This is a genomic window from Salinisphaera sp. G21_0, from assembly GCF_017744115.1.
Classification (GTDB): domain Bacteria; phylum Pseudomonadota; class Gammaproteobacteria; order Pseudomonadales; family Endozoicomonadaceae; genus Endozoicomonas.
Window position 1 is genome coordinate 142,833 of record NZ_JAGHQW010000004.1, and the last position, 22,634, is coordinate 165,466.

At 50.2% G+C, this 22,634-nt stretch carries 25 protein-coding genes; 8 read left to right on the top strand and 17 right to left on the bottom strand.

All coding sequences use genetic code 11. The features are described 5' to 3' along the window. Window positions 1-148: 148 nt before the first annotated feature. On the bottom strand, window positions 149-2,323 hold the full coding sequence (uvrD, locus tag J7439_RS03320; protein ID WP_209200421.1) for a DNA helicase II: 2,175 nt from the start codon (window positions 2,321-2,323) through the stop codon (window positions 149-151). A gap of 227 nt (window positions 2,324-2,550) precedes the next feature. On the opposite strand from uvrD, the gene J7439_RS03325 reads away from it, so the two are divergent. Beyond that, a complete protein-coding gene (locus tag J7439_RS03325; protein ID WP_209200422.1) occupies window positions 2,551-2,727 on the top strand; it encodes a hypothetical protein in 177 nt (58 codons plus the stop codon). Between the two features lie 70 nt (window positions 2,728-2,797). Here the strand turns inward: J7439_RS03325 and J7439_RS03330 are convergent, their stop codons facing one another. Beyond that, complete coding sequence (locus tag J7439_RS03330; protein WP_209200423.1) at window positions 2,798-3,448, bottom strand: hypothetical protein; 651 nt, start codon at window positions 3,446-3,448, stop codon at window positions 2,798-2,800. Between the two features lie 181 nt (window positions 3,449-3,629). Here J7439_RS03330 and znuA point away from each other — a divergent pair, with 181 nt between their 5' ends. Then, window positions 3,630-4,571, top strand: coding sequence for a zinc ABC transporter substrate-binding protein ZnuA (znuA, locus tag J7439_RS03335; protein ID WP_209200424.1), 942 nt, complete (start codon window positions 3,630-3,632; stop codon window positions 4,569-4,571). On the opposite strand, the gene J7439_RS03340 is transcribed toward znuA, so the two are convergent. Continuing rightward, the gene (locus tag J7439_RS03340) at window positions 4,564-4,848 is read right to left on the bottom strand and encodes a Lar family restriction alleviation protein (protein ID WP_209200425.1); all 285 of its coding nucleotides are present in this window, start codon (window positions 4,846-4,848) and stop codon (window positions 4,564-4,566) included. The two genes, znuA and J7439_RS03340, sit on opposite strands and share 8 nt — an antisense overlap. Before the next feature lie 110 nt (window positions 4,849-4,958). After that, the gene (gene purU, locus J7439_RS03345) at window positions 4,959-5,816 is read right to left on the bottom strand and encodes a formyltetrahydrofolate deformylase (protein WP_209200426.1); all 858 of its coding nucleotides are present in this window, start codon (window positions 5,814-5,816) and stop codon (window positions 4,959-4,961) included. A 161-nt stretch (window positions 5,817-5,977) separates the two neighbouring features. Here purU and def point away from each other — a divergent pair, with 161 nt between their 5' ends. Beyond that, complete coding sequence (def, locus tag J7439_RS03350; RefSeq protein ID WP_209200427.1) at window positions 5,978-6,589, top strand: peptide deformylase; 612 nt, start codon at window positions 5,978-5,980, stop codon at window positions 6,587-6,589. A gap of 65 nt (window positions 6,590-6,654) precedes the next feature. Here def and J7439_RS03355 read toward each other — a convergent pair whose 3' ends face one another. From J7439_RS03355 to J7439_RS03385, 7 genes are all read right to left on the bottom strand, one after another. Further along, complete coding sequence (locus tag J7439_RS03355; RefSeq protein WP_209200428.1) at window positions 6,655-6,999, bottom strand: hypothetical protein; 345 nt, start codon at window positions 6,997-6,999, stop codon at window positions 6,655-6,657. Window positions 7,000-7,053: 54 nt separating this feature from the next. Beyond that, the gene (locus tag J7439_RS03360) at window positions 7,054-7,635 is read right to left on the bottom strand and encodes a hypothetical protein (RefSeq protein ID WP_209200429.1); all 582 of its coding nucleotides are present in this window, start codon (window positions 7,633-7,635) and stop codon (window positions 7,054-7,056) included. Next, window positions 7,610-8,224: an NUDIX domain-containing protein gene (locus tag J7439_RS03365; protein WP_209200430.1), complete on the bottom strand. Its 615-nt coding sequence runs from the start codon at window positions 8,222-8,224 to the stop codon at window positions 7,610-7,612. Before J7439_RS03365 ends, J7439_RS03360 begins: the two co-directional genes overlap by 26 nt. Further along, complete coding sequence (locus tag J7439_RS03370) at window positions 8,221-8,796, bottom strand: adenylyltransferase/cytidyltransferase family protein (protein WP_209200431.1); 576 nt, start codon at window positions 8,794-8,796, stop codon at window positions 8,221-8,223. The genes J7439_RS03365 and J7439_RS03370 overlap by 4 nt, the downstream gene beginning before the upstream one ends. Window positions 8,797-9,160: 364 nt before the next feature. Continuing rightward, window positions 9,161-10,036 carry an endonuclease/exonuclease/phosphatase family protein gene (locus J7439_RS03375; protein WP_209200432.1) on the bottom strand — a complete coding sequence of 292 codons (876 nt, stop codon included), beginning with the start codon at window positions 10,034-10,036 and terminating at the stop codon, window positions 9,161-9,163. A 151-nt stretch (window positions 10,037-10,187) separates the two neighbouring features. Beyond that, window positions 10,188-10,973: a thiol:disulfide interchange protein DsbA/DsbL gene (locus J7439_RS03380; protein WP_209200433.1), complete on the bottom strand. Its 786-nt coding sequence runs from the start codon at window positions 10,971-10,973 to the stop codon at window positions 10,188-10,190. A 174-nt stretch (window positions 10,974-11,147) separates the two neighbouring features. After that, a complete protein-coding gene (locus J7439_RS03385; RefSeq protein WP_209200434.1) occupies window positions 11,148-11,753 on the bottom strand; it encodes a c-type cytochrome in 606 nt (201 codons plus the stop codon). A gap of 349 nt (window positions 11,754-12,102) precedes the next feature. Here J7439_RS03385 and yihA point away from each other — a divergent pair, with 349 nt between their 5' ends. Continuing rightward, the gene (yihA, locus tag J7439_RS03390) at window positions 12,103-12,762 is read left to right on the top strand and encodes a ribosome biogenesis GTP-binding protein YihA/YsxC (RefSeq protein ID WP_209200435.1); all 660 of its coding nucleotides are present in this window, start codon (window positions 12,103-12,105) and stop codon (window positions 12,760-12,762) included. A gap of 22 nt (window positions 12,763-12,784) precedes the next feature. On the opposite strand, the gene radC is transcribed toward yihA, so the two are convergent. Next, window positions 12,785-13,432: a RadC family protein gene (radC, locus tag J7439_RS03395; protein ID WP_286198163.1), complete on the bottom strand. Its 648-nt coding sequence runs from the start codon at window positions 13,430-13,432 to the stop codon at window positions 12,785-12,787. Between the two features lie 154 nt (window positions 13,433-13,586). Here radC and coaBC point away from each other — a divergent pair, with 154 nt between their 5' ends. From coaBC to slmA, 4 genes are all read left to right on the top strand, one after another. Further along, on the top strand, window positions 13,587-14,837 hold the full coding sequence (gene coaBC / locus J7439_RS03400) for a bifunctional phosphopantothenoylcysteine decarboxylase/phosphopantothenate--cysteine ligase CoaBC (protein ID WP_209200436.1): 1,251 nt from the start codon (window positions 13,587-13,589) through the stop codon (window positions 14,835-14,837). A 38-nt stretch (window positions 14,838-14,875) separates the two neighbouring features. After that, complete coding sequence (gene dut, locus J7439_RS03405; protein ID WP_209200437.1) at window positions 14,876-15,331, top strand: dUTP diphosphatase; 456 nt, start codon at window positions 14,876-14,878, stop codon at window positions 15,329-15,331. Window positions 15,332-15,427: 96 nt separating this feature from the next. Beyond that, on the top strand, window positions 15,428-16,330 hold the full coding sequence (gene argB / locus J7439_RS03410) for an acetylglutamate kinase (protein WP_209200438.1): 903 nt from the start codon (window positions 15,428-15,430) through the stop codon (window positions 16,328-16,330). A 14-nt stretch (window positions 16,331-16,344) separates the two neighbouring features. Beyond that, a complete protein-coding gene (slmA, locus tag J7439_RS03415; RefSeq protein ID WP_286198164.1) occupies window positions 16,345-16,929 on the top strand; it encodes a nucleoid occlusion factor SlmA in 585 nt (194 codons plus the stop codon). Window positions 16,930-16,958: 29 nt separating this feature from the next. Here slmA and J7439_RS03420 read toward each other — a convergent pair whose 3' ends face one another. From J7439_RS03420 to pyrE, 5 genes are all read right to left on the bottom strand, one after another. Further along, window positions 16,959-17,591 carry a nucleotidyltransferase family protein gene (locus J7439_RS03420; RefSeq protein ID WP_209200440.1) on the bottom strand — a complete coding sequence of 211 codons (633 nt, stop codon included), beginning with the start codon at window positions 17,589-17,591 and terminating at the stop codon, window positions 16,959-16,961. Beyond that, window positions 17,578-18,579 carry an XdhC family protein gene (locus J7439_RS03425; protein WP_209200441.1) on the bottom strand — a complete coding sequence of 334 codons (1,002 nt, stop codon included), beginning with the start codon at window positions 18,577-18,579 and terminating at the stop codon, window positions 17,578-17,580. Before J7439_RS03425 ends, J7439_RS03420 begins: the two co-directional genes overlap by 14 nt. A gap of 80 nt (window positions 18,580-18,659) precedes the next feature. After that, window positions 18,660-20,915 (bottom strand): xanthine dehydrogenase family protein molybdopterin-binding subunit, encoded by a 2,256-nt coding sequence (locus J7439_RS03430; RefSeq protein ID WP_209200442.1) that lies wholly within the window; start codon window positions 20,913-20,915, stop codon window positions 18,660-18,662. Next, on the bottom strand, window positions 20,912-21,451 hold the full coding sequence (locus J7439_RS03435; RefSeq protein ID WP_163372303.1) for a (2Fe-2S)-binding protein: 540 nt from the start codon (window positions 21,449-21,451) through the stop codon (window positions 20,912-20,914). Before J7439_RS03435 ends, J7439_RS03430 begins: the two co-directional genes overlap by 4 nt. A gap of 182 nt (window positions 21,452-21,633) precedes the next feature. Further along, the gene (pyrE, locus tag J7439_RS03440) at window positions 21,634-22,293 is read right to left on the bottom strand and encodes an orotate phosphoribosyltransferase (RefSeq protein WP_209200443.1); all 660 of its coding nucleotides are present in this window, start codon (window positions 22,291-22,293) and stop codon (window positions 21,634-21,636) included. Window positions 22,294-22,634: the final 341 nt, after the last annotated feature.

A 22,634-nucleotide genomic window follows, 5' to 3' on the forward strand; every position in this document is an offset into this window, starting at 1 on the left:
TTACCTGCCTGATCATTTATTTAGTTCCTGAGCATTAAGATCTGGCAATTTAACAAAAGTTCCTGCTCCAGGGTTTACGAGGCTGCCTGCGTCGGCGGCGAAAAAAGGCAAGAGGCAATGCACCATCAGCAATGCCCTTAGAATGCCCTTAGATTGGAGACAGGTTGGCGTAGGCCATCATCAACCATTTAGCGCCTTCAGAATCAAAATTGACCTGCACCCGGGCCTGGTTGCCATCACCTTCGTAATTAATCACAACACCCTCACCAAACACGTTGTGATGGACGCGCTGGCCCAGTGACAGGCCATGGTCATCCGATGCCGGTGCCATGCGAGTCACTACCGGTCGGGTAATGGTGCCACCAAGGCGCACTTCCTGAAGCAGTTCACCGGGGATTTCCCGAATAAAACGGGAAGGGCGGTTCATGGTTTCACTGCCATACAGGCGTCGACTTTCGGCATAAGTCAGATACAGGGTTTCCATGGCTCGGGTAATACCCACGTAACAAAGCCGACGCTCTTCCTCAAGGTTGCCTTCATCCAACGACATTTTATGAGGGAATAACCCCTCCTCCATACCGGCCAGAAAGACCAGCGGAAACTCCAGCCCCTTGGCAGAGTGAAGCGTCATCATCTGCACGCTGTCCTGGAACTGATCGGCCTGACTGGTACCCGCTTCCAGTGCGGCATTGGCCAGGAAGGCATCCAGAGGCGTCATGGTTTCGGTTGCTTCACCCTGCTCGTCAAGGAACAGTTCGTCCATATCAAACTGACGACAGGCATTCACCAGTTCTTCCAGGTTTTCCACCCGGGCTTGACCTTTCTCGCCTTTCTCTTTGCTGTGGTGATCAATCAGCCCGCTCATAGTGACCACATGATCGGACAGTTCACCCAGATCCAGTGTTTCTCCCGCATGGTTCATGGACTCGATCAGTTCCACAAAAGCGGCCATGGATTTACCCGCCTTACCACCAACCGCAGAGGCTGCCACCAGGTTTTTCAGTGCCTGCCAGAGTGAAATACCCTGACTTCGGGCCGCCTCTCTGAGCTTTTCTACGGTTTTCTCACCAATACCCCGGGTGGGAATATTGATCACCCGCTCCAGAGAGGTGTCGTCATCAGGCGAACGGACAAGGCGGAGATAGGCCAGGGCATTTTTGATCTCTGCCCGTTCAAAGAAGCGCTGCCCACCGTAGATTCGATAGGGGATCGCAGCCCTGAGCATCGCCTCTTCAAGAATACGGGACTGCGCATTGGACCGGTAGAGGATGGCAATATCGCTGCGGGCCGTGCCTTTGGTGATGGCATCTTTAATCCGGTCAGTAATAAATCGGGCTTCGTCCATTTCGTTAAAGCCAGCGTACAGGTGCACTGGCTCACCTTTATCACCATCGGTACGAAGCTCTTTTCCCAGACGATCCGGGTTATTGGCAATAACGGCATTGGCGGCCTGCAGAATATTGCCGGTAGAGCGGTAATTCTGTTCCAGTTTGATGGTCTGTGCATTGGGGAAGTCATGGGTGAACTGACGTATATTCTCAATTCTGGCACCGCGCCAGCCATAAATGGACTGGTCATCATCACCCACCACCATCAGTTTGTCCTGGTCTCCCGCCAGTAATCGCAGCCAGGCATATTGCACGGCGTTGGTATCCTGAAACTCATCCACCAGAATGTATCGGAAACGTTCGCGGTAATGCTGGAGAATATCGGCCCGCTTCAGCAGCAGCTCGTGTGCCCGCAGCAGCAGTTCCCCGAAGTCCACCACTCCCGCCTGCTCGCAGTAGTCATGGTAGCGTCGATAAACATCAACCATGGTGCGTTCGAATGGATCGTAACCGGGATCGATGTAATCGGGGCGAAGCCCTTCATCTTTTTTGCCGTTGATAAACCACTGGGCCTGACGTGGAGGCCACTTTTGTTCATCCAGCTGCATGGCTTTCATGATCCGCTTGAGCACTCGCAGCTGATCGTCACTGTCCAGAATCTGAAAGTTTTCGGGCAGTCCTGTTTCCTTCCAGTGTGCTCTGAGCAGACGGTGGGAAAGACCATGAAAAGTACCTACCCACATTCCCCTGGGGGCGATGCCCAGCAGTTCCTCAATACGTGAGCGCATCTCTGCCGCGGCCTTGTTGGTGAAGGTTACGGCCATCACAGAATAGGGGGACATGGCTTCAGCCTGCACCAGCCAGGCGATCCGGTGGACAAGTACGCGGGTTTTACCACTGCCGGCACCGGCCAGAACCAGCATAGAGCTGACGGGAGCTGCAACAGCACTGCGCTGTGCATCATTCAGTGAATCAAGTATTGAGGTTACGTCCATAAGAATCTTTCAGTCAGAATTCGATGCCCCCTGGTGATGGGGAGAGTATTTTCCAGAACAGTGAGAGTTTAGCGAAACTGCGCCATGAGGTCTTGTAATGGTTGATTTGTGCGATTTATCGCACATTTTTATACGACATGAGTAGTTGTCCTATGATCAGTTATTTAATATTTTGGTAATCGTAATCAGGCATCATTTAATAACAAATACAAGAAGAGGATGCTGTTATGGGAAAAGGTAAAAAAGCCGAGAAAGAGTTCATTCTGGATGAGCACCTGATCCGTCCAGAACTTGAGCAGAAAGGTTCCAAGCGCTCCCTGCAAATCCGCAGAGCCCTTGAAGATCGGGAAGAAGACAAGCGCCTCAGCGCCATCTTTGGTGAAGATTACTGGGAAGGCAATTAACCAATTCAAATAACTACAAGCCTCTGCTTACTCCCGGGTAGAGGTTTGTTTACCCTTCGTTAACGGTCTATTATTTTCCCCGGCCAACGAGATTCCAAAAAGGGCTCTCAAAAAGATATAAAGCCAGCGTCCCGGGAAGCGTATGCTTGGCATCAAGTTTGATGAAACCTTTACTCTCGTCTTCTTCAATAACGAAGAGTTGATAGAGAAGAGTGGCCATTTCTGAACAGATCACATTTTTGGGCGTGAGTTGTGATCTGTTTTGGTACTTCTCCAATCGCCTTCTGGCTGCGTCTCCAAAAGCACACGAGCCAAGCCCTGCGATAGCCGAACGATATCCTTTCCAGTGAGCACTGGAGAATCCAACTCGTTGCTGTGTTGTTCCTTCAAAATCCTTAACACCCGAGTGGCGATGCCCACGAGACCAAAGGTGAGCGATATCGCAGGCCCCTAAAGCAGTGAGAGGGTCACCCTTGAAACGAAAAAACACGGCTTGCCTGTGTTTGTTCAGATTACTTGTGTACACTCCCAGCAACTTGTTCGAGTGAACCAGCAAATTGTTACTGCGACCAACAATCACAGTGTGCTCAAACACGAAGCTGTCATCACCAGAGACCGTTACATAGAATCCGATATCACCACTTCGGGTAGCCAGGGTGGGGCCATTACAAAGCGAAATCAGGCTCGAATACTTACATGGAAGTTTGGTCCAGTATGGCATGAATATTCCCCGAATCCAGAGAGACTAATTGTATGACAATAGAACTCTTTAAGTTTGAAACTTGCTTATGCCGTTAGCCCTTGGGGCAAAATTAATCGCCTTCAGTGTAGACCACACATCCTGATACCTATTTAGATTGAAGTGTTATATTATAACGCTTTCCAAAAGAAGCGGTTTTCGTATGCAGTTTGCCCCCATTAAACAGTTGCTGATAACAGTGTTGCTAATGACTGCCAGCTTTTGTGCGAGTGCAGAATCACCAAAAGTTCTGGCCAGCATCAAGCCATTGCAGCTGATTGCCCAGGCGGTGACGGAAGGGGTGACTCATACTGAGGTATTGTTGCCTCCGGGAAGCTCACCTCATAGCCATAGCCTTAAGCCCTCTGATGCCCGCAAGTTAAGAAGTGCGGATGTCATTTTCTGGGTAGGCCCTTCAATGGAGACTTTTCTGCCAAAAATGCTGGCCTCGGCAAAGGGTGTAAAAGCCGTATCCGCGATGGACATGCATGGCATTCGCCTGCGCAGCAGTGAAGAGCATGAGCATCATATTCATGAGCACGGAGAGCACCATGATCATGGTGACTATGACCCTCATATCTGGTTGAGCACCGATAACGCCAGGGTTATTGCCAGAGAGATGGCCCGTGTGTTGATGTCTGTGGACAAGGTTAACCAGTCTCGTTATCAGCATAATCTTGCTCTTTTTCTGAACAGCATGGACCAGACGGACGTGCGCAACGGTCAAAAAGTAGAACAATCAGGCGGGCAGCCATTTTTCGTTTTTCATAATGCCTATGGCTATTTACAAGAGCAGTATGGCTTGGAAGTTGCTGGCTATTTCACCCTGAATCCTGAGCAGCAACCCGGGGCCCGGCACCTGGTAAGCCTGAAAGGACAGTTGAACAAAGCGGGGTCAGCTTGCATTTTCCGGGAACCACAGTTCCAGCCTGCTTATATTGAGCGGCTGACAGAAGGGCTTTCCGTCCGAGTTGGTGTGCTTGACCCATTAGCAGAAAACATTCAATCCGGACCTGAAAGCTATGCGAAGTTTATCAACCAGCTTGTGGATAACATCACCAGTTGTATTCAGGGTACAGCGAAGAAGAGTGATAAACTCAGCTGATCAGGCTGATACCCATCAGGTTGCCAAGCAGCAGACTGATGATGATCGACGCTGGCAGCAGCGCTGCCAGCAATGTTACCCACATTTTCAGATTTGCGTATTCCTGGCGAAGATTCCAGCGTTTTGCCACATATCTTTTATCTTCATCCATCTCTGTGGACAAACCACAGCCACTGCAGCTGACCTGCCACATTTTTATCCGTTGACTGCCTTTGCCGACGATCAGGTCGGCAAATATGGCTTTACCCCGGCAACAGGGGCAGGACTGTAGTTTCATGACTCTTCCCTGAGCGATATCTGCATCATTAATTGGTTATACCCGGTGTATTCATAGCTTATGCACAGACTTTAACAGCTTATCCACAGGATGGCGGCAATCGTTATTCTTTATAATCCTAAAATAATGGTCTTGCTGCCATCAACAATAACCCGGTCTTCGATGTGATACCTCAATCCTCGTGCCAGTACACTTTTCTCGACATCCTTTCCTAAACGCACCATATCTTCAGGCAGGTGGTGATGCCCAACCCGGATTACGTCCTGTTCGATGATCGGGCCAGCATCAAGGATTTCCGTCACGTAGTGGCAGGTGGCACCCACCAGCTTAACGCCTCGCTCGTAGGCCTGATGGTAGGGCTTGGCACCCACAAAGGAAGGCAGAAAGCTGTGATGGATATTAATGACACGGTCGGCATACTGCTCACACAGTTGCGGTGGCAAAATTTGCATATAACGAGCAAGTACAACTGTATCAACACTGTACTGTTCCAGCAGCGCTGTCATTGTCTCAAAGGCCGATGCTTTATCCCCTTTATCCACAGGTACATGGTGGTAGGGAATACCATGCCACTCTACATAGCTGCGCAAATCTTCATGATTGGAGATGACACAGGGTATTTCCATATTCAGGTCGCCACTTCGCCAGCGGTAAAGCAGGTCAGACAGGCAGTGGGCCTCTTTACTGGCCAGAAGGGCAACACGCTGGGGAATTCCTGAGTCATTGATGCGCCAGTCCAGACTGAGTTTTTCAGCAACAGGGGTGAAATGATGTTTAAATTCATCCAGAGAAAAAGGCAGACTGTCCGCTTTGATTTCGTTGCGCATGTAAAAGCGCCCGGTCACTGGATCAGAGTGATGATTGGCTTCAACAATCCAGCCGCCGTGTCTGGCGATAAAGTCACTGACGGTGGCTACGATGCCTGTAGCGTCCGGGCAGGAAACAAGTAAACGATAAGTTCTGTTCATGGTGCTTAATAAACGTAAATTGAGAAGCAATTATAAGTAGTAGTCACTATGAAATCATATTTTGCCGGATGCTGATCAGTGCTTCCGTGGAATTTTCACCGTTCTGCGGGGTCATTAAGTTACACTGATTCATCATAACCAGATGTGGAGTGGTTCTTATTATGATGCGTTTGCCTGATAGCCCGGATCTGGTCATCATGGGTGATCCCCTGCTTTTTCAGCAACATCAACAGATTTGTGTTGATGATATATTGACCGATGATTTTCAGCATAATCTCCAGACTCTGCGTAACAGGCAAATTGAGGCAAACGGTATCGGTATTGCTGCGCCTCAGATTGGCTGGGGGGCAAGGGTATTGTGCATAGGAGTGACTGAAGAGACGAAATCACGTTATCCCGCCGTGCCCGATATTCCGCTTTCATTTTGGATCAATCCTCAGATCATAGAAGTCAGTCAGGAAACCTGCTGGACATGGGAGGGGTGTTTGTCCGTTCCTGGTATCAGAGGATGGGTGAACAGACCGGCAAACTTGAAAGTCAGGGGCTTTGATGGTCAGGGCAATACCATTGAGGCTGTTCTTAATGGGTTTGCCGCCAGGGTTATGCTGCATGAAATTGATCACCTGAACGGGATCTTGTTTCCGGAACGGGTTGATGAAACGACGCTGATGGTGCCCAACATATCAATGGAAAACCAGAGCCGCTGGCCGGAGAACTGGCCAACCATCAATGCCCGAATGACTCCACCTGGAATGATTTCGGCTGAAAGATAGCCTGCTGACCAGGCATTAAGAATTCATGTGGAAGACATCTGACTCTGACGACCGCAGATTTTCAATTAAAAGATGCTGTCATCACCGTCTTCCAGAAGCCGCGTAGTATCTGCATTACTTCTGAGGCTTTCACGATATCTGCGGCGATGGAGAAGTTTTGCCTGAACAACATCCGGAAACTCAGTGAACTGGATGATCTGCTTATCAATTAATAGATCAATCACATCCTCAAGTACCCGGATGAAATCGGCATCGGAAGACGCCATGATGCCGGTGCTGATTTCCGGATTATTGTGCAGAAAGAGCATCAGGCTTTCGTCGTCCATCCCGGCCTGTTGCCACTCATTGGACAGTGGTTTCTCTGAAACGGCACACACCTGATTGTTATCATCCCTGAGTACGTAGAGCATGTCCTTTTCTCTCGTTTTTGATTAATTGGTATCAGTTTTCCGGTGCCACTGTACTTATTGAAGCGGCATGGCAGCCACCAGATCAGCAATCAGTTTTCGGCTCACATCGTAGGCCGCTTCACCAGGTCGGCCTTCTCCCAAGCCATCTATGCTCCAAACCAGGTCTCCCGATGATAAATCATTAACTTTCAAGCTAAGAGTTGTGGAAAAGCGATTCTGCTGGTCATATTGCCATTCAAGAATTTCAGCAGATATGGAGTACTTGATGTGTTGACTGATGGCCCACACGCGCGCTTGCTCAACCTGGAAGACCTCGGAAAGGTAATCCGGAACCGAGAAAGTTTTAGGTAAGTGATAAATTGTAGGGTTTTTTATACCTTTCGAGGGCAGTTGGACCAACAACATACGTTCAAGCTGAATAAGGTCCTCGGCTGGAACTTTAGCGTGGCTAATAAAAGGTAATACGGTCCAATTATTATCCTTCGTGAGCTTTTCCTGCTTAAGTTCAGGGAACATCTTGCCGTTCGTCTGGCACCCAGCGAGCATCACCGCAAAAAAACTGACAATAAATATGAAGGCATACCGTTGCCGGAGCCAGTTTGGGAAAATGTTATTTTTCATGTTGGCATAACTCATGGTGATGCAGCTTAAGCCATTGCAATGCAATGACCGCTGGAGCATTGGCAATCCTTCCGTCTTCCACCATATCATAAGCTTCCCGGAAGGGAAGAACATGAACCCTGATATCCTCACCTTCATCGGCAACACCAAAAATGCCGCCAGCAGCCGTGGCGTCTACCAGACCACAGAAAAGCCTGAGTTTTTCGTTACTGGCACCGGGGCTGACATAGAAATCCGAGACCGGCATTAATGAGGTAATCTGATAACCGGTTTCTTCCTCTACTTCGCGCAGGGCAACTTCTTCCAGGGTTTCTCCGGGCTCACTGATGCCGGCAACAACTTCCAGCAGCCAGGGGTCATCGTCGCTCAAAAAAGGCCCCATGCGGAATTGCTCCACCAAAACCACCTGGTCATGAACCGGGTCAAATAATACAACGCCCACAGAGGGTGGCCTGACGGTGGCTTCTCGGATCAGGGGACGGCTGACTCCCCCGTTAAAGAGTCGATGAGTAATCGTGTATTTAAAGAGCTTCAGAAAGCCTGAGTAAACCTTTGCCTCTTCCTGAACCTGTACATCGCGGGCATCAAGACCTGAAAGCTTCATGGGTTCCCTGTCTGGTATAAGTTGTTATTGATAATAAAAGCCTGAACAGAAGGTAGCAGCATATTCAACCCCTGCTGAAGATCATCGGCTATTTTTTCGGATTCAAGAATATTGCGGACATCACTGCTGCGGATGGCAACCCGTTCAGTGGCGGTAAAGATCGGCCACGTTTCTTCAATTTCCTGCGATTTATAAAATCGGTTCCAGGTTTCAGGCCTGGCATTGTCCGGTCCCCTGATGAAAGACAGTGTGGCTTTATCCCGGTACTGACTGGTCAAGGCTGCCATCAGGTCATAGGTGTATACCGGCCTGCCGGGATTCTGTTCCAGCAGTTCTGCCTCCAGATCACATACCTCCAGGGGACAGCCAGCCTCTGCTTCATCAATAAAACATTGCAGCATCTGCAAACGGAGGCCGAATGGCAGAGGTTTTTTGTCAAAAGCATGAAAGGCACTGGGAACCAGCAGGATGCAGTCATGGCAGGTGGCTGCCTGTTGTAACACATCCAGATGCCCAAGTGTTGGTGGGTCAAATGCTGAGCCAAAAACACCCAGCTTGATAGGGCTCATCATTGAGTCTCCGTTTTTGATGGTATCCGCGCTGACAAAAGCGTGGCCTCATTATATCGATTTTACAGGGTCTGCCGAAGGCAACCAGACCGTGGGTTTATTCCGAAGCGGTTCAAGATTCATTACGTACCCGGTGCGGGTTTTTTACTGATAGGCAAATAATGTGTGTCAGGTAAGATGCACCTTCTGGAATGACTCCCTGTCACTGGAACAGTGATGGCTTTTTCTTCGAGGCCCGATATCTCCCTCCTTACTTCCCCCTTGATATCGGGCCTTTTTTATTTTTTCCTGCCTTGTTGTAGTCAACCAACCTTTCTCATATACCCAGCCAGCAGAGCCAGAGAAGCTTCGGCCATATTTCGATGAATCACACTTTGCTCAATACGGAGTCAGGCACCCGGATTTCCACAGATACCGGCAAATGGTCTGTGATGGGCATATTGATAACGCCAAATCGATTAACAATCAGGGATGGGCTGATCAGAATATGATCCAGAGAACGGGTTGGTTGCCAGCTGGGAAAGGTATTTTGCCCCCAGTGTGCCGCATGAAGGGATGTATTTTTCAGTGGTGAGTCATTGAGTAATTGATCCGCGTGGGTGTTCATATCACCCATCAGCACCACATGCTGGTTGTGCTGCACAACATCACGGATATAGGAAAGCTGGATATTTCGGGTCCTTTTGCTCAGGGCCAGATGCATCATCACCACTGTAAGAGGCTCCTCAGGGTTACCAAAGCGGGCGACAATGGCACCCCGGCCGGGAATCAGTCCGGGCAGTTTATGGTCTTCCAGTGATAGAGGCTCAAACCGGCTAAGGAAGCCATTGCTGTGTTGTGCCAGCTTGCCAAGGTTGCGGTTGATCTGGTGATACCAGTAAGGGAAGTGTCCTTTGAGAGCCAGATATTCAGTCTGGTTGATAAAGCTGCTGCGAATACTGCCACCGTCAGCTTCCTGCAGGGCAACAAGGTCAAAGTCAGGAAGAACACTGGCAATCCGGTCAAGGGTAGCCTGGCGTTTGGCGTGAGGCAGAATATGCTGCCAGCTGCGGGTCAGATAATGGCGGTATTGCTGAGTATTGATGCCCACCTGAATATTAAAGCTGAGCAGCTTGAGGGTCTTTTTGTTGAGCTGACGGGGGGAGCCGCCCGGTGCCGAGTGATGAATATGCCCGGAACGGTACTGACAACGCTGTCGGTGTAAACGTCGTCGAATGGCACCTGTAAGGGTTCGAATGGGCATAGTGCTTTACCGCCAGAAATGGACAAGGGAAATTGATAGACAGATGTTACAGGCCTTTTATCCGATTTCCTGCAAAGAATGATCGATGATTTACCAAATGAGAGTGGTTAAAAGCCAAAATGTTTGACATTTAACCACTGCTGCAATGTCACTAACCCTTTCGATCCTGTTTAACTTTTCGGATCAGGTAGTCGGCAATCACCGGCATATTAGCCAGTGATCCGGCCAGCCCGGGCTCAACCACATATCGCCCATCGATCACGATGGCGGGTACACCAGAGAGCCTATAGCCTTTCAGTTTGGAGAAGGCTTTTTGCAGCTGATTATTGACACCGAAACCCTTGAACGCTTTATTAAACGCTTCAGGTTCAACACCAAACTCCCGATTCAGGAACTCGGCCATTTGTTCACTGTCCCTGAGCTGATTTCGGCGGTTCTGTATTTCACTGAAGATACCGGCATGAACCTTCTCTTCCAGTCCCATATTGCGCACAGTATAGTAAAGCCGGGCGTGGGTCTGCCAAAGGTTAGGGCCGAAGAAACCGGGTGTTCGAATAAACTCAACATCGGCAGGCAAGGTCTGTTGCCACTGTTCAATCCTGGGTTCAAGTGCGTAACAGTGGGGGCACCCGTACCAGAAAATGGAGACCACCTCCACTTTCTCCGGTTTGGCATCCGTGGTAACCGGATTGGATAAAACCCGATAGTGCTGGCCTGGCTGAAATAGTTGCGGAGTACCGGATTGAGTGATGGCTGACGCTGATGAGGTTTCACTGGCTGCTGAGTGCCTGGTCGTACTGGCCTGAGTTACCGGGGTATTTTGAGTAACGGTCACTTCCTGACTGTGTTGGGCATCATTAATCAGATAACCCGCTGCGACCGTGGCGATTCCCAGGAATACAGCGATACCTAATATACCCTTCGTTTTTTTTATCATACGAAAGTCCTCTGTTTTTCATTGTTATTCAAGGATATGGCGCTTTATAGACGACACATTACGCCAGTGTCTGACGAAAAGGAAGTCTGATCAAACAGGCAGGTCTGGATGAGAGGAAAATGACAGAAGCCGGTAAAGCTCAGACTTCTGTCAGTTATCAAGGATAAGAAACGATCAACGAAGACCGCTGATGTAGTGAGAAACCGCTTCGATCTCTTTATTGCTCATCTTCTCGGCAATGGTTCTCATGATTTTGGTGTCACCATCGTTGGTTCGATCACCTTCACGAAGGTCACGAAGCTGCTTGGCGGTGTACTCTGCATTCTGGCCCGCCAGTAAGGGGAAGCCCGCCAGGAAGTTACCCTTGCCCGTGGGAGAGTGACAGCTGGAGCAGGCCGGAATGCCTTTTTTGGCATCCCCACCGCGGTAAAGTGCTTGACCCAATGTGACATACTTGGCGTCTGTTGCTCCCTGAGGGGCTGGCTGACTGGCAAAGTAAGCCGCCAGGTCAGCAATATCCTGCGTGGTCAGAGCGCTGACGAAGGGCATCATCTCTGGCACAGAGCGTGCGCCGTCCTTGATTTCAGTGATCTGTTTGATCAGGTAACGCTCCCCCTGACCGGCGAGATTTGGCCAGTTTGGAGCAGGACTGATCCCTGTGGCACCATGGCAGGCAGCGCAGGTCGTCGCTTTGCTCTTGCCTGCTGCTGCATCGCCTTTGGCAAAGGCGAAGCCCGTTATCCCCAAAGAAATTACCAGAGTGAGAATGACTTTTTTCATTACCTGACCCAGTTACGGCGTTTGCCTCAAATGGCTGTTATTATTCATCAGACCTGACAGCTTTTATTATTTAGCGCAACAGACCCACGCAGTGATTCGCATCTGCGTTGTGTCTGCTTCAGCATCAGGTGACATGACGGCATGTACCTTGAACGACGATAGTATAAACTACTCAACCGGCGACCGGTACAGGCAGAGCGATATCGATCCGTTGGAAGTGATATCCGGGAGTCGGACAGGCTCCCGTCGCCCGTTTGCTGATCTCCTTTACGTGATTTATTGAGTCCCGTGCTTATTTATCACCGGCTTATTGGCAATCAGCAAAGATTACTGGAATAGATGAAACCCCATGAGTGATACCAGATCTTCATTAAATTACCGCCAGGCCTCTTTTTACAAGAGTGCGGCCAGGCTGAGCCAGTGTCCGGAGAATGAAGGTCGTGAAGTGGCCTTTGCAGGTCGCTCTAATGCAGGAAAGTCCAGCGCCCTGAATGCGCTGACGGGTTCCAACAAGCTGGCTCGTACCAGTAAGACGCCGGGAAGAACCCAGCTCATCAACTTCTTTGAAGTGCAGGATGGTGTCTTTCTGGTGGATCTTCCGGGCTATGGTTATGCCAAAGTGCCTGAAGCCATGAAGCAAGAGTGGCAGCATCACATGACCGATTATCTGGAGCGCCGTGAGGCACTGGTTGGTCTGGTGCTGTTGATGGATATTCGTCATCCGATGAAAGAGTTCGATCAGATGATGCTTAACTGGAGTGTGAGTGCAAACTTACCTCTGCACATACTGCTCACCAAGGCGGACAAACTGAAACAGGGTGCTGCCAAACAGGTTCTGAACACCCTCAAAAAGGATCTGTCCCGATTCCCACAGGTGAGCGTGCAGTTATTCTCTTCGCTCAAGAAAACCGGTGTTGATCAGCTCTCTATGAAACTGGATGAGTGGTTTCTCGCGCCTGAGCCCGATGATGTTTATGACGATGACGAGCACCTGGCGTCTGATGATTAGGTTTCATTGCTGGGCATGAAAGCTAAACCAGACCACGTTCCGCCATGGATAGTATCTCTCCCTGACCCACAATCATATGATCCAGCACCCGGATATCCACCAGTTGCAACGCCTCTTTCAACCGTTGGGTAATGCGAATGTCAGCCTGACTGGGCTCAGGATCGCCCGATGGGTGGTTGTGACAGAGAATCAGTGATGCCGCATTCAACGCCAGCGCCTGCTTCACCACCTCCCTGGGATGAACGGTGGCTGTGTTCAAGGTGCCCTGAAAGAGTGTTTCCAGCGTAATAACACGGTGCCGGGTATCCAGAAAAAGACAGGCAAACTGCTCCCGCTGAAGACCCTGGAAGTGCAGCTGCAGGTATTCCCGGGTTGACTCCGGGCTGGAGATAACATCGGAGTTGGCTACCTTTTCACGCAGTACCCTTCGACAAAGCTCCAGGGTGGCGCTGAGCTGCGTGGCTTTGGCAGGCCCAAGGCCTTTAACTGACATAAGATGCTGATGGCGGGTGGTCAGCAGTTTTTCCAGGCCACCAAACTGTTCCAGCAGATGGCTGGCCAGTTCCATCACGTTCATACCCTGGCACCCCGTTCTTAACAGCAGCGCCAATAGCTCCGCTTCAGTCAGGGCTGAAGGGCCCATGGCCAGTATCTTTTCTCTTGGCAGCAAATGATAACTCCGGGCTTGTATGGTGGTTATACCGTCAGCTATTCACTGCTATGATGGAGCGGATTTATGGTGAGTAGCCTATGGCGTTTTGTGCGGTTCCTGACTACTCAGACAAAAAATTGCCGGTTTAATTCCCTGAGGAAATTTGCAACCTATGCAACAGCTAAGTAACAAACGCATTGTTCTTGGTGTTACCGGTGGCATTGCTGCTTATAAGAGTGCAGAGCTGATTCGTCTGCTGACCAAACTGGGGGCTGATGTCCGTGTGGTCATGACCAGTGCCGCCTGTGAGTTTATTACCCCGTTAACCTTGCAGGCACTGTCCCACAACCCGGTGCATCTGGATCTGCTCGACACCGGGGCGGAAGCGGCCATGGGGCATATCGAACTGGCCCGCTGGGCGGATGTGGTTCTCATTGCCCCTGCCACTGCTGACTTTATTGCACGACTGGCCGGAGGGCATGCGGATGATCTGTTAACCACCCTGTGCCTGGCCACCAGTGCACCTATCTGCCTGGCACCGGCCATGAACCAGGGGATGTGGCGTGACAGTGTGACCCAGCGAAATTGCGAAGAGCTGCTGGAGCGGAATATCCATTTGTTCGGCCCGGGCGATGGCAGCCAGGCCTGTGGTGATATCGGCCCGGGCAGGATGCTCGACCCTGAGCTGATTGTGGAAAAAACATCGGGGCTGTTCAGCCATGATATTCTCACCGGGGTGAATATCATGATCACCGCTGGCGGTACCCGCGAAGATATTGATCCGGTTCGGTATATTTCCAACCACAGTTCCGGAAAAATGGGCTTTGCCATTGCCGAAGCGGCTGTTGCATCCGGGGCAACGGTTACCCTGATCAGTGGCCCGGTGAATCTGGACACACCGGATCGGGTCAGGCGGGTGGATGTGGTCAGTGCCAGGGATATGCATCAGGCGGTTCATGACCGGATAGCCGGTGTGGATATCTTTATCGGTTGTGCTGCTGTCAGTGACTATCGCCCTGCCGAGGTTGCCAGGGAAAAGATCAAGAAAGACCCTGACAATGGCAGTGAAACCCTGGAGATTAAACTGGTGCGTAACCCCGACATTATTGCTTCGGTCACCGCTTTGGACACACCACCCTTTGTGGTGGGTTTTGCCGCAGAGACGCACAATGTACTGGGCTACGCTGCGGATAAGATGCGCCGCAAGAGGATGAATCTGGTGGTGGCCAATGATGTGGGTGATCGGGAGATTGGCTTCAGCAGTGACAGCAATGAAGTCACTGTCATCGGCGAAGCGCTGGAAGAGCCATTGCCGAGGGCATCGAAAAAAGTGGTGTCCAGCAAGCTGCTGCAAATTGTTGCCCGCCGTTTCAGAAAGTGGAAAAGCCAACAGCCTGTAACTGAGACAGTTGAACAGCCTTGAAAGGCATTTCACGGTAAATACACAGGGAATTAAACGACATGAGAACACTGAAAACCCGTATTCTGGACCCACGGCTGGGCACAGAGTTTCCATTGCCGGAATATGCCACAGAAGGCTCAGCTGGTATTGATCTGCGAGCCTGTCTTGATCAACCGATGACCCTGGAGCCGGGGCAAACCCAGTTGCTGCCTACCGGTATGGCTATCCATATTGAAGACCCGTCCCTGGCGGCGATGATCCTTCCCCGCTCCGGCCTGGGTCATAAGCATGGCATTGTTCTGGGTAACCTTGTTGGACTGATTGACTCTGACTACCAGGGGCAGCTGATGGTCTCCTGCTGGAACCGGGGAAATACCACGTTCACGGTTCAGCCGGGTGAGCGTATTGCCCAGTTAATACTGGTTCCCGTGGTACAGGCCCGACTGGAGATTGTGGAAAACTTTGACGAGAGTGACCGTGGTGCCGGAGGCTTTGGGCACTCCGGAACCCACTGATTACTGCTTTTTAAGAAAGGTATGGCTGAGCCATGCCGCCACCAATAAACCATAACGGACACCATGCTCAATCTGTAAGAGCAATGTGGAGGAGTCATGGATAAGCCTGCTTTATCCTCTCAGGAAATCGCCACGGTTCTGACCGAGGCACTGCCCTATTTGCAACGTTATGCCGGTAAGACCGTTGTCGTTAAATACGGTGGCAATGCCATGGAAAACGACGAACTGAAAAACAGCTTTGCCCAGGGCGTGGTCTTGCTGAAGGCGGTGGGTATTAATCCTGTGGTGGTCCACGGTGGCGGTCCACAGATAGGTGACATGCTGAAACGGCTGAACATCGAAAGCCGGTTTGTCCAGGGCATGCGAGTCACTGACTCCAATACCATGGATGTGGTACAGATGGTATTGGGCGGACTGGTGAACAAGGAGATAGTGACACTTATCAACAACAATGGCGGGCGGGCCGTTGGTGTTACCGGCAAGGATGGTCGGTTTATTCGTGCCAAACGGTTGCTGGTGACCGAGATGACCCCGGAAATAACCGCGCGGGAGATTATTGATATTGGTCAGGTGGGCGAAGTGGAATCCATCGACACCGACATTATCACCATGCTGCAAAACTCCGACTTTATTCCGGTGGTTGCGCCTATCGGGGTGGATGATGCCGGTGCCTCCTACAATATCAACGCCGACCTGGTGGCCGGACGCCTGGCCGAGGAGCTGGTGGCAGAAAAGCTGTTGTTACTGACCAATACTGCAGGCCTGCTGGATAAGGATGGCAACCTGCTGACCGGACTGAACTCAGAGCAGGTCGAAGCATTAATTGCTGACGGAACTATTTATGGCGGTATGCTTCCCAAGATACAATGCGCGCTTAATGCCGTGAAGTGCGGTGTAAAAACAGCGCACATCATTGACGGCCGGGTGCCACATGCCGTTCTGCTTGAGCTGTTAACTGACCGGGGAGTGGGCACCCTGATAACCGGAGATAGTGTTTAGTACTCATAATGGATATGTCTCAGAAAATTTCTCGCAAGCAGCAGATTCTGGAAGCCCTGGCTCATATGCTGGAGACGGCTCCGGGTAACCGGATTACCACCTCGGCCCTGGCCAGAGCGGTGGGTGTTTCCGAAGCGGCCCTGTACCGTCACTTCCCGAGCAAGGCAAAAATGTTTGAAGGGCTGATCGAGTTTATTGAGGAGACGCTGTTTTCCCGAATCTCGTTGATTCTTTCTGACGAGCCTCATGTGAATGCACGATGTGAGAAGATCCTGCTGTTGCTGATTGGCTTCTGTGAGAAAAACCCCGGCTTGACCCGTATCCTGACCGGGGACGCACTGGCTGGCGAGACTGAGCGGTTGCGCCAGCGTGTGACTCAGCTGTTTGACCGTCTGGAGACACAACTGAAGCAGACGTTGCGTGAAGCGGAAATCAAGGAAGGTGTGCGACCCCGCCTGACCGTCAGCGTGACCGCAAATCTGATGCTGGCTGCTGCCGAAGGCCGGATTGCCCAGTATGTTCGCAGTGAATTCAAGCGCAAGCCCACGGAAAACTGGGCGGATCAGTGGCTAATTCTTTCTGCGGCGGCGTTCAGATAAGTTCTGGTTTTCCTGGTGTCTGGCCATGGTCAGGCACCGGATACCTGACCAACTATTTCGTTATGACCGGTATAGTAATCAATATCCTTGATCACGCCTTCGTCAGATGTTTCCAGCAAAATCGGTTGGTGGATCTTAAGAATAGATTTAGCGCCTGCATCACCACTGAGTAATTTCAAATCTGCCTGAAGAGACGCCGGAAATAACACGGGGTGAGCCGGAATGGGATCTTCAGATTGATAGATCGGCCTGATGATTTTATTGAATTCATGTTTTCTAAAACCTGCAATAAGGCGCTGGTAAGTATCAGGTTCGATGTGGGGCATGTCTCCGAGACAGAGAAGGATATTCTGATCGTCAGGAATATGGTCAATGGCGTGCACAATGGATGAACTCATACCTTGTTCAAAATCAGGATTGTCCGTGTAGGAAAGCTGGTATTTATCCAACGCACGTTTAAGGCGGTGATCCTGAGGCCTGACAATAACTAAAACGTGATGAACATGGGGCTGAGCATTCAATGCACTGCGAATGGCCATAGGGATGCCGTTAATATCATGCATCATTTTATGGCCGTTAAATCGCGTACCTTTACCGGCGGCTAAAATAACTGCGGTTATTTTCTCGCCAGTGTTCGATGCTGCAATGCTAACGGATGTCACAGGCGGCCGTCTGACTGATTTGATCTTCTTTCTTTTCCAGTGCCTTACCAGGCTGTATGCCATTTTTAATGGCTGTGATTTCAGCAAGAATAGACAGCGCAATTTCAGCCGGGGATTTACTGCCGATATTTAATCCCACCGGGCCATGGAGTTGGTTAACTTCAGCTTCACTGAAATCAAAGTGTTCCCTGAGGCGGGCGCGACGTTCCTGGTTGTTGAGTTTTGAGCCAAGGGCACCAACATAGAAGGCATCACTTTTTAATGCGGTGAGTAATGCCATGTCGTCTACTTTCGGGTCATGGGCGACGGCGACAATGGCTGTACGAACATCCACGTTTAAATCCTGAATGATATCGTCAGGAAAACCTTGTAGCAGCGGTAAGTCTTTCAAGGGCCAGTTGCTCCGATAATCAGGCCTGGGATCGCTAACCAACACTTCAAACCCAAGGCCCTGGGCAAATTCAGCCAGATATCGGCCAGTTTCACCGGCACCAATCACCATTAATCGCCAGGTTGGGCCAAATACGTTTTGCCAGTGGGTTGGTGACAGCTCGGGTGCCTGTTGCTGCCAGGGAAGATAAGTCACCTGACCCGTTTCAAGGCTTACCTTTCTTAAGCAGGTTTTTCTGGCGGCAATATGATCAATCAGAAATTTAACATCTTTAATGTCATTGAGAGGTTCCGCCATAAGTTCTAAAGCACCGCCGCAAGGTAATCCAAAACGGTGACGCTCTTCGGCCGTTTCTCCGTACATGATTTTTTGTACAAATCTGACCGGATGTTGGGCCAGCTGTTCGATCAAATCTTCTTCAACACAACCGCCACTGACACTGCCAAAAAAACGACCAGAAGAACTTACCGCTAAAAGGGAGCCTACCGGGCGGGGGGAAGTACCCCAGGTTTTAGCCACACTGACGAGTGTAATATTCTCGCCTTGTTCAAGGCAGGATAAACAACCGTTTAATACTTCTAATTGTGAGCCTTGCATATTGTTTTAATTAAACCTTTGCACATAACTGGTCTTCGTCCCTCAGGTAGCCTCCCAAGGGACGAAGCACCACACTCAAATTAACTCAGTTTAAGAGGCAAGCTTCTTAAACGCTTACCCGTTGCGGCAAAGATGGCATTGCCCACGGCACCGGCAATGGGTGGTAAACCGGGTTCACCGACACCCGTTGGTGCTTCATCACTTTCTACAATGACTACCTCAATGTCTGGAGATTCATTCATTCGCAGTATCGGGTAATCATGGAAGTTACTTTGCACCACTGCACCGTCTTTAACGGTGATCTCACCGTAAAGGGCAGCGGTTAAGCCAAACAGGATGCCACTTTCCATTTGCTGGATAACGATTTCAGGGTTAACCGCCAAACCGCAATCCAGCACACAGGTCACTTTGTGAACTTTGATTTGACCGTTGTTCACCGATACCTCTGCGATTTGAGTTACGTAAGACAGGAACGAAGCATGAACGGCTACGCCGTGATAGTGTCCTTCAGGTAAAGGTTTTCCCCATCCCACTTTTTCGGCTGCCAGCTTCAGCGTGTTCGCCAGTCGAGGATTATTTTTTAAGTGTTTCAGGCGATAGGCGACAGGATCCTGTTTTTGCAAAATGGCCACTTCATCCATCATGCTTTCTTTAAAGAAGCCACTGAATGAGTGACCAACACTGCGCCAGAAACCTACCGGTAGTCCCGGATCAACGGTAACGTGGTCAGCGGATTTATGGTTGGCATCATAATCTTCGAATAAGCCTTCTACGGAAGTAGGATCTACCGTCCAGCCGTCAAACAGGCCGTAACCCGCTTTACTGATCCAATCAACCATGCCACCAGGCAGGAATCCCGGCATCATGGCATCGGCCACCTCATCAATGGTATAGGGCAGGATGTTCGGGCCAGAACGCTTAACGTTCCAGCTGTCAATATTACCGTCTTTATCCAGGCCAACCTGAAATTTAGCCATGGACGCAGGACGATAATAATCGCGTTTTGTATCGTCTTCACGGCTCCAGATCAGTTGCACCGGAAGACCGGATGCCTTGGCAATGGAAACGGCTTCTGCAACATAGTCGTTTGATATACGACGTCCGAACCCTCCCCCCAGGAACGTACTATGAACAGTCACATCGTCTTTTGCTACATCACCGTAAAAGGCAGCTAATTTGGCGGCAACACCAGGGTTTTGGCAGCCTGTCCAGATTTCTAATTTATTACCGGTGAATTTCGCCGTGCAATTCATCGGCTCCATTGTGGCGTGGGCCAGGTAGGGAGCCCAATACTCTCCGGACACAACCGTATCAGAGGTTTTTAATGCATCACGACCGTTGCCTTCTTCGTGTGCATTATCGGATTCATCGCTATCCAATGCGGCTTTAAATAATTGTTTACCGTTGCCTGCTTCAGTGGAGTCACTGGAAAAGTCAGACAGGGTTTCCGGTAATTCCCATTGCACGTCCAGCACAGGCAAGGCGGCTTTTGCCTGATAGTAATGATCCGCCACCACGGCCACACCGTTAAAGATGCTGACCACGGCTTTGACGCCGGGCAGGCTTTTCACGTTGCTATCATCAAAGCTTTTCACGGTGCCACCCAATACGGGGCAGCGTTTTAATGCCGCCCGGTGCAGGCCTGCAAACTCCACGTCCAAACCAAATTCCGCTGAGCCTGTGCTTTTCGCTACGGCGTCCAAACGTTTTGAGTGTTTACCAATGTATTTGAAGTCTGCTTTTTTCTTGAGCGGTGTCTCTTCAGGAAGACTCAAATGAGCCGCCACTTTGGTAAAGTCACCGTAAGGCAGTTTTTTACCATTGGCGACAATCATGCCGTTATCCGTTTGAATTTGATCCAGCGGCAGTTGCAGTACTTGTGCGGCCGCCTGTCGAATAACCATACGGACATTTGCCGCCATTTGCCGCAGCGGAATAAAATGCACACGAATGCTGTTGCTACCACCGGTCAGCTGCAGTTTATATTCCGGGTTTGCATATTCTTCGTGAGCACCAACGTTTTTAACATTGATTTTACCCGGATGAACGTCGAGTTCTTCCGCCAGCATGGTGGTCAGGCCCGTGTACACGCCCTGGCCCATTTCGGAACGGGGAAGATAAAAATAAATGTCATTATTGGCGGTAATTTGCAGCAATGCATTGGGTTGCAAATCACCGTCCATGGCATTGGGGAATTTAACACTGGCGCAGCCCGTCAGTGGAATTCCCACCACTAAACCACCACCGACAATGCCCATTTTTTTGAGAAAGCTGCGGCGGGAGCTGTTTTGTAATGTGTGTTTGTTTTGCGTTAGTGGTTGTTCAGTGACGCTCATGATTGCACCTCCTGTGTCTCCGGTGATGCAGTTGCCGTTGGATCAAATACCTGAACCGCTTGCAAACGGCCTTTGCCATTTCTTAAATCTGCCGCTGCATTTTTGATGGCTTTTTTCACATTGGGATAGGTGCCGCATCGGCAGATATTGCCGCTCATGGCGATGTCGATATCGCTGTCACTGGGGTTGTTGTTCTGGCTCAGCAATGCGGTAGCACTGATGATTTGCCCACTTTGGCAATAGCCACATTGTGGAACGTCGGCTTCAACCCAGGCGTTTTGCAAAGTGGACATCATTTGTGGGTTACCAAGGCCTTCAATGGTGGTGATATGTCGATTGGCCACGGCTTGAACCGGCATGATGCAGGTTCGGGTACTCACACCATCGATTAACATGCTACAGGCACCACATAAGCCCATACCGCAACCGAATTTTGTGCCTTTCATGGTCAAATGTTCACGAACCACCCAGAGCAACGGTGTATCTCCCGGAGCGTCGACATTTACCGTTTGTCCATTTAACTTAAAGCTAATCACGTGTGCCTCCCCCGGCAGTGTCAGTTTCTTATTTGGCGCTAAAAACTCATCAAAATATTTTTTTAATCCGCAGGCATTTGTCGTCAGTTTTTTTATATTCGTACATACCCTGCGCCGCAGCCTGATTGGCTACGGTCGCAGATAGCATTCCTGTAAAAACAGTAGGAATGCCAGTTTAAGTCTTATACCCCATAGGCATCTCTATAGGCTTTAATTTCCGGCGCGTATCGACGGATTTCCGGATGATGTTCACTATACTCAAGCAAGTCAGACAGGGAAACAATACTCAACACCGGAATATTGAAATCACGCTCCACTTCCTGGATGGCAGAAAGCTCTTTTAGCGTTGCGGACTCCCCTTGCCCTTTTTCCTGACGATCCATGGCGACCACAACGGCTGCGGGTGTCGCGTCTGTTTGCTCAATAATGGTCATCACTTCACGAATCGCTGTGCCTGCCGTGATAACATCATCAACAATCACGACCCGCCCTTCCAGGGGCGTACCGACAATATTCCCTCCTTCACCATGATCTTTGGCCTCCTTGCGATTGAAGCACCACGGCACATTCCGGTTATGCTTTTCGAATAATGCGACAGCGGTCGCAGTGGCCAATGGGATACCTTTGTAGGCGGGCCCAAACAGCAGGTCAAATTCAAGCCCGGCATTGACCATGGCTGAGGCATAAAACTGACCGAGTTTGCTGATGGCTTCACCACTGTGGAATAACCCGGCATTAAAGAAGTAAGGAGATTTTCTTCCGGACTTCAGGGTGAACTCACCAAAACGGAGCACCTGCTGCTCAATGGCGAAATCCAGAAATTCTTTTTGGTACTGATGCATCGGGAGGGTCCTGTTTGCTATATGCCCGTAGTGCCGGACTCAAGAGCTGATCTTATACCAATATATGACCCTAAATCCCCTGTGTGAGGTGTTATTTCAGAGATATTGTGCAATTTATAATATTGGTTGCATCCCGGTCAGCAGGTGTGAAATTACGGAAACCGTCAGGTGTCACTTCGTCAGAACTGCAGGCTGCTGTAGAAGAGACCGGATTTATGCGGATAAACATACGGGAGGCGACCGGTTATCATTTGTCCGATATAATCCATAAATTTCTGTGTTCAACCGTACCATAAGAATGTTAATCATGCCTTATAATAGGGGTGAGGGCTCTTACCAAC

Excerpts from the sequence above, each read along its gene's own strand:
- uvrD (WP_209200421.1), bottom strand. The coding sequence starts at position 2,323 with ATGGACGTAACCTCAATACTTGATTCACTGAATGATGCACAGCGCAGT.
- J7439_RS03325 (WP_209200422.1), top strand. The coding sequence starts at position 2,551 with ATGGGAAAAGGTAAAAAAGCCGAGAAAGAGTTCATTCTGGATGAGCAC.
- J7439_RS03330 (WP_209200423.1), bottom strand. The coding sequence starts at position 3,448 with ATGCCATACTGGACCAAACTTCCATGTAAGTATTCGAGCCTGATTTCG.
- znuA (WP_209200424.1), top strand. The coding sequence starts at position 3,630 with ATGCAGTTTGCCCCCATTAAACAGTTGCTGATAACAGTGTTGCTAATG.
- J7439_RS03340 (WP_209200425.1), bottom strand. The coding sequence starts at position 4,848 with ATGAAACTACAGTCCTGCCCCTGTTGCCGGGGTAAAGCCATATTTGCC.
- purU (WP_209200426.1), bottom strand. The coding sequence starts at position 5,816 with ATGAACAGAACTTATCGTTTACTTGTTTCCTGCCCGGACGCTACAGGC.
- def (WP_209200427.1), top strand. The coding sequence starts at position 5,978 with ATGATGCGTTTGCCTGATAGCCCGGATCTGGTCATCATGGGTGATCCC.
- J7439_RS03355 (WP_209200428.1), bottom strand. The coding sequence starts at position 6,999 with ATGCTCTACGTACTCAGGGATGATAACAATCAGGTGTGTGCCGTTTCA.
- J7439_RS03360 (WP_209200429.1), bottom strand. The coding sequence starts at position 7,635 with ATGAGTTATGCCAACATGAAAAATAACATTTTCCCAAACTGGCTCCGG.
- J7439_RS03365 (WP_209200430.1), bottom strand. The coding sequence starts at position 8,224 with ATGAAGCTTTCAGGTCTTGATGCCCGCGATGTACAGGTTCAGGAAGAG.
- J7439_RS03370 (WP_209200431.1), bottom strand. The coding sequence starts at position 8,796 with ATGATGAGCCCTATCAAGCTGGGTGTTTTTGGCTCAGCATTTGACCCA.
- J7439_RS03375 (WP_209200432.1), bottom strand. The coding sequence starts at position 10,036 with ATGCCCATTCGAACCCTTACAGGTGCCATTCGACGACGTTTACACCGA.
- J7439_RS03380 (WP_209200433.1), bottom strand. The coding sequence starts at position 10,973 with ATGATAAAAAAAACGAAGGGTATATTAGGTATCGCTGTATTCCTGGGA.
- J7439_RS03385 (WP_209200434.1), bottom strand. The coding sequence starts at position 11,753 with ATGAAAAAAGTCATTCTCACTCTGGTAATTTCTTTGGGGATAACGGGC.
- yihA (WP_209200435.1), top strand. The coding sequence starts at position 12,103 with ATGAGTGATACCAGATCTTCATTAAATTACCGCCAGGCCTCTTTTTAC.
- coaBC (WP_209200436.1), top strand. The coding sequence starts at position 13,587 with ATGCAACAGCTAAGTAACAAACGCATTGTTCTTGGTGTTACCGGTGGC.
- dut (WP_209200437.1), top strand. The coding sequence starts at position 14,876 with ATGAGAACACTGAAAACCCGTATTCTGGACCCACGGCTGGGCACAGAG.
- argB (WP_209200438.1), top strand. The coding sequence starts at position 15,428 with ATGGATAAGCCTGCTTTATCCTCTCAGGAAATCGCCACGGTTCTGACC.
- slmA (WP_286198164.1), top strand. The coding sequence starts at position 16,345 with ATGTCTCAGAAAATTTCTCGCAAGCAGCAGATTCTGGAAGCCCTGGCT.
- J7439_RS03425 (WP_209200441.1), bottom strand. The coding sequence starts at position 18,579 with ATGCAAGGCTCACAATTAGAAGTATTAAACGGTTGTTTATCCTGCCTT.
- J7439_RS03430 (WP_209200442.1), bottom strand. The coding sequence starts at position 20,915 with ATGAGCGTCACTGAACAACCACTAACGCAAAACAAACACACATTACAA.
- pyrE (WP_209200443.1), bottom strand. The coding sequence starts at position 22,293 with ATGCATCAGTACCAAAAAGAATTTCTGGATTTCGCCATTGAGCAGCAG.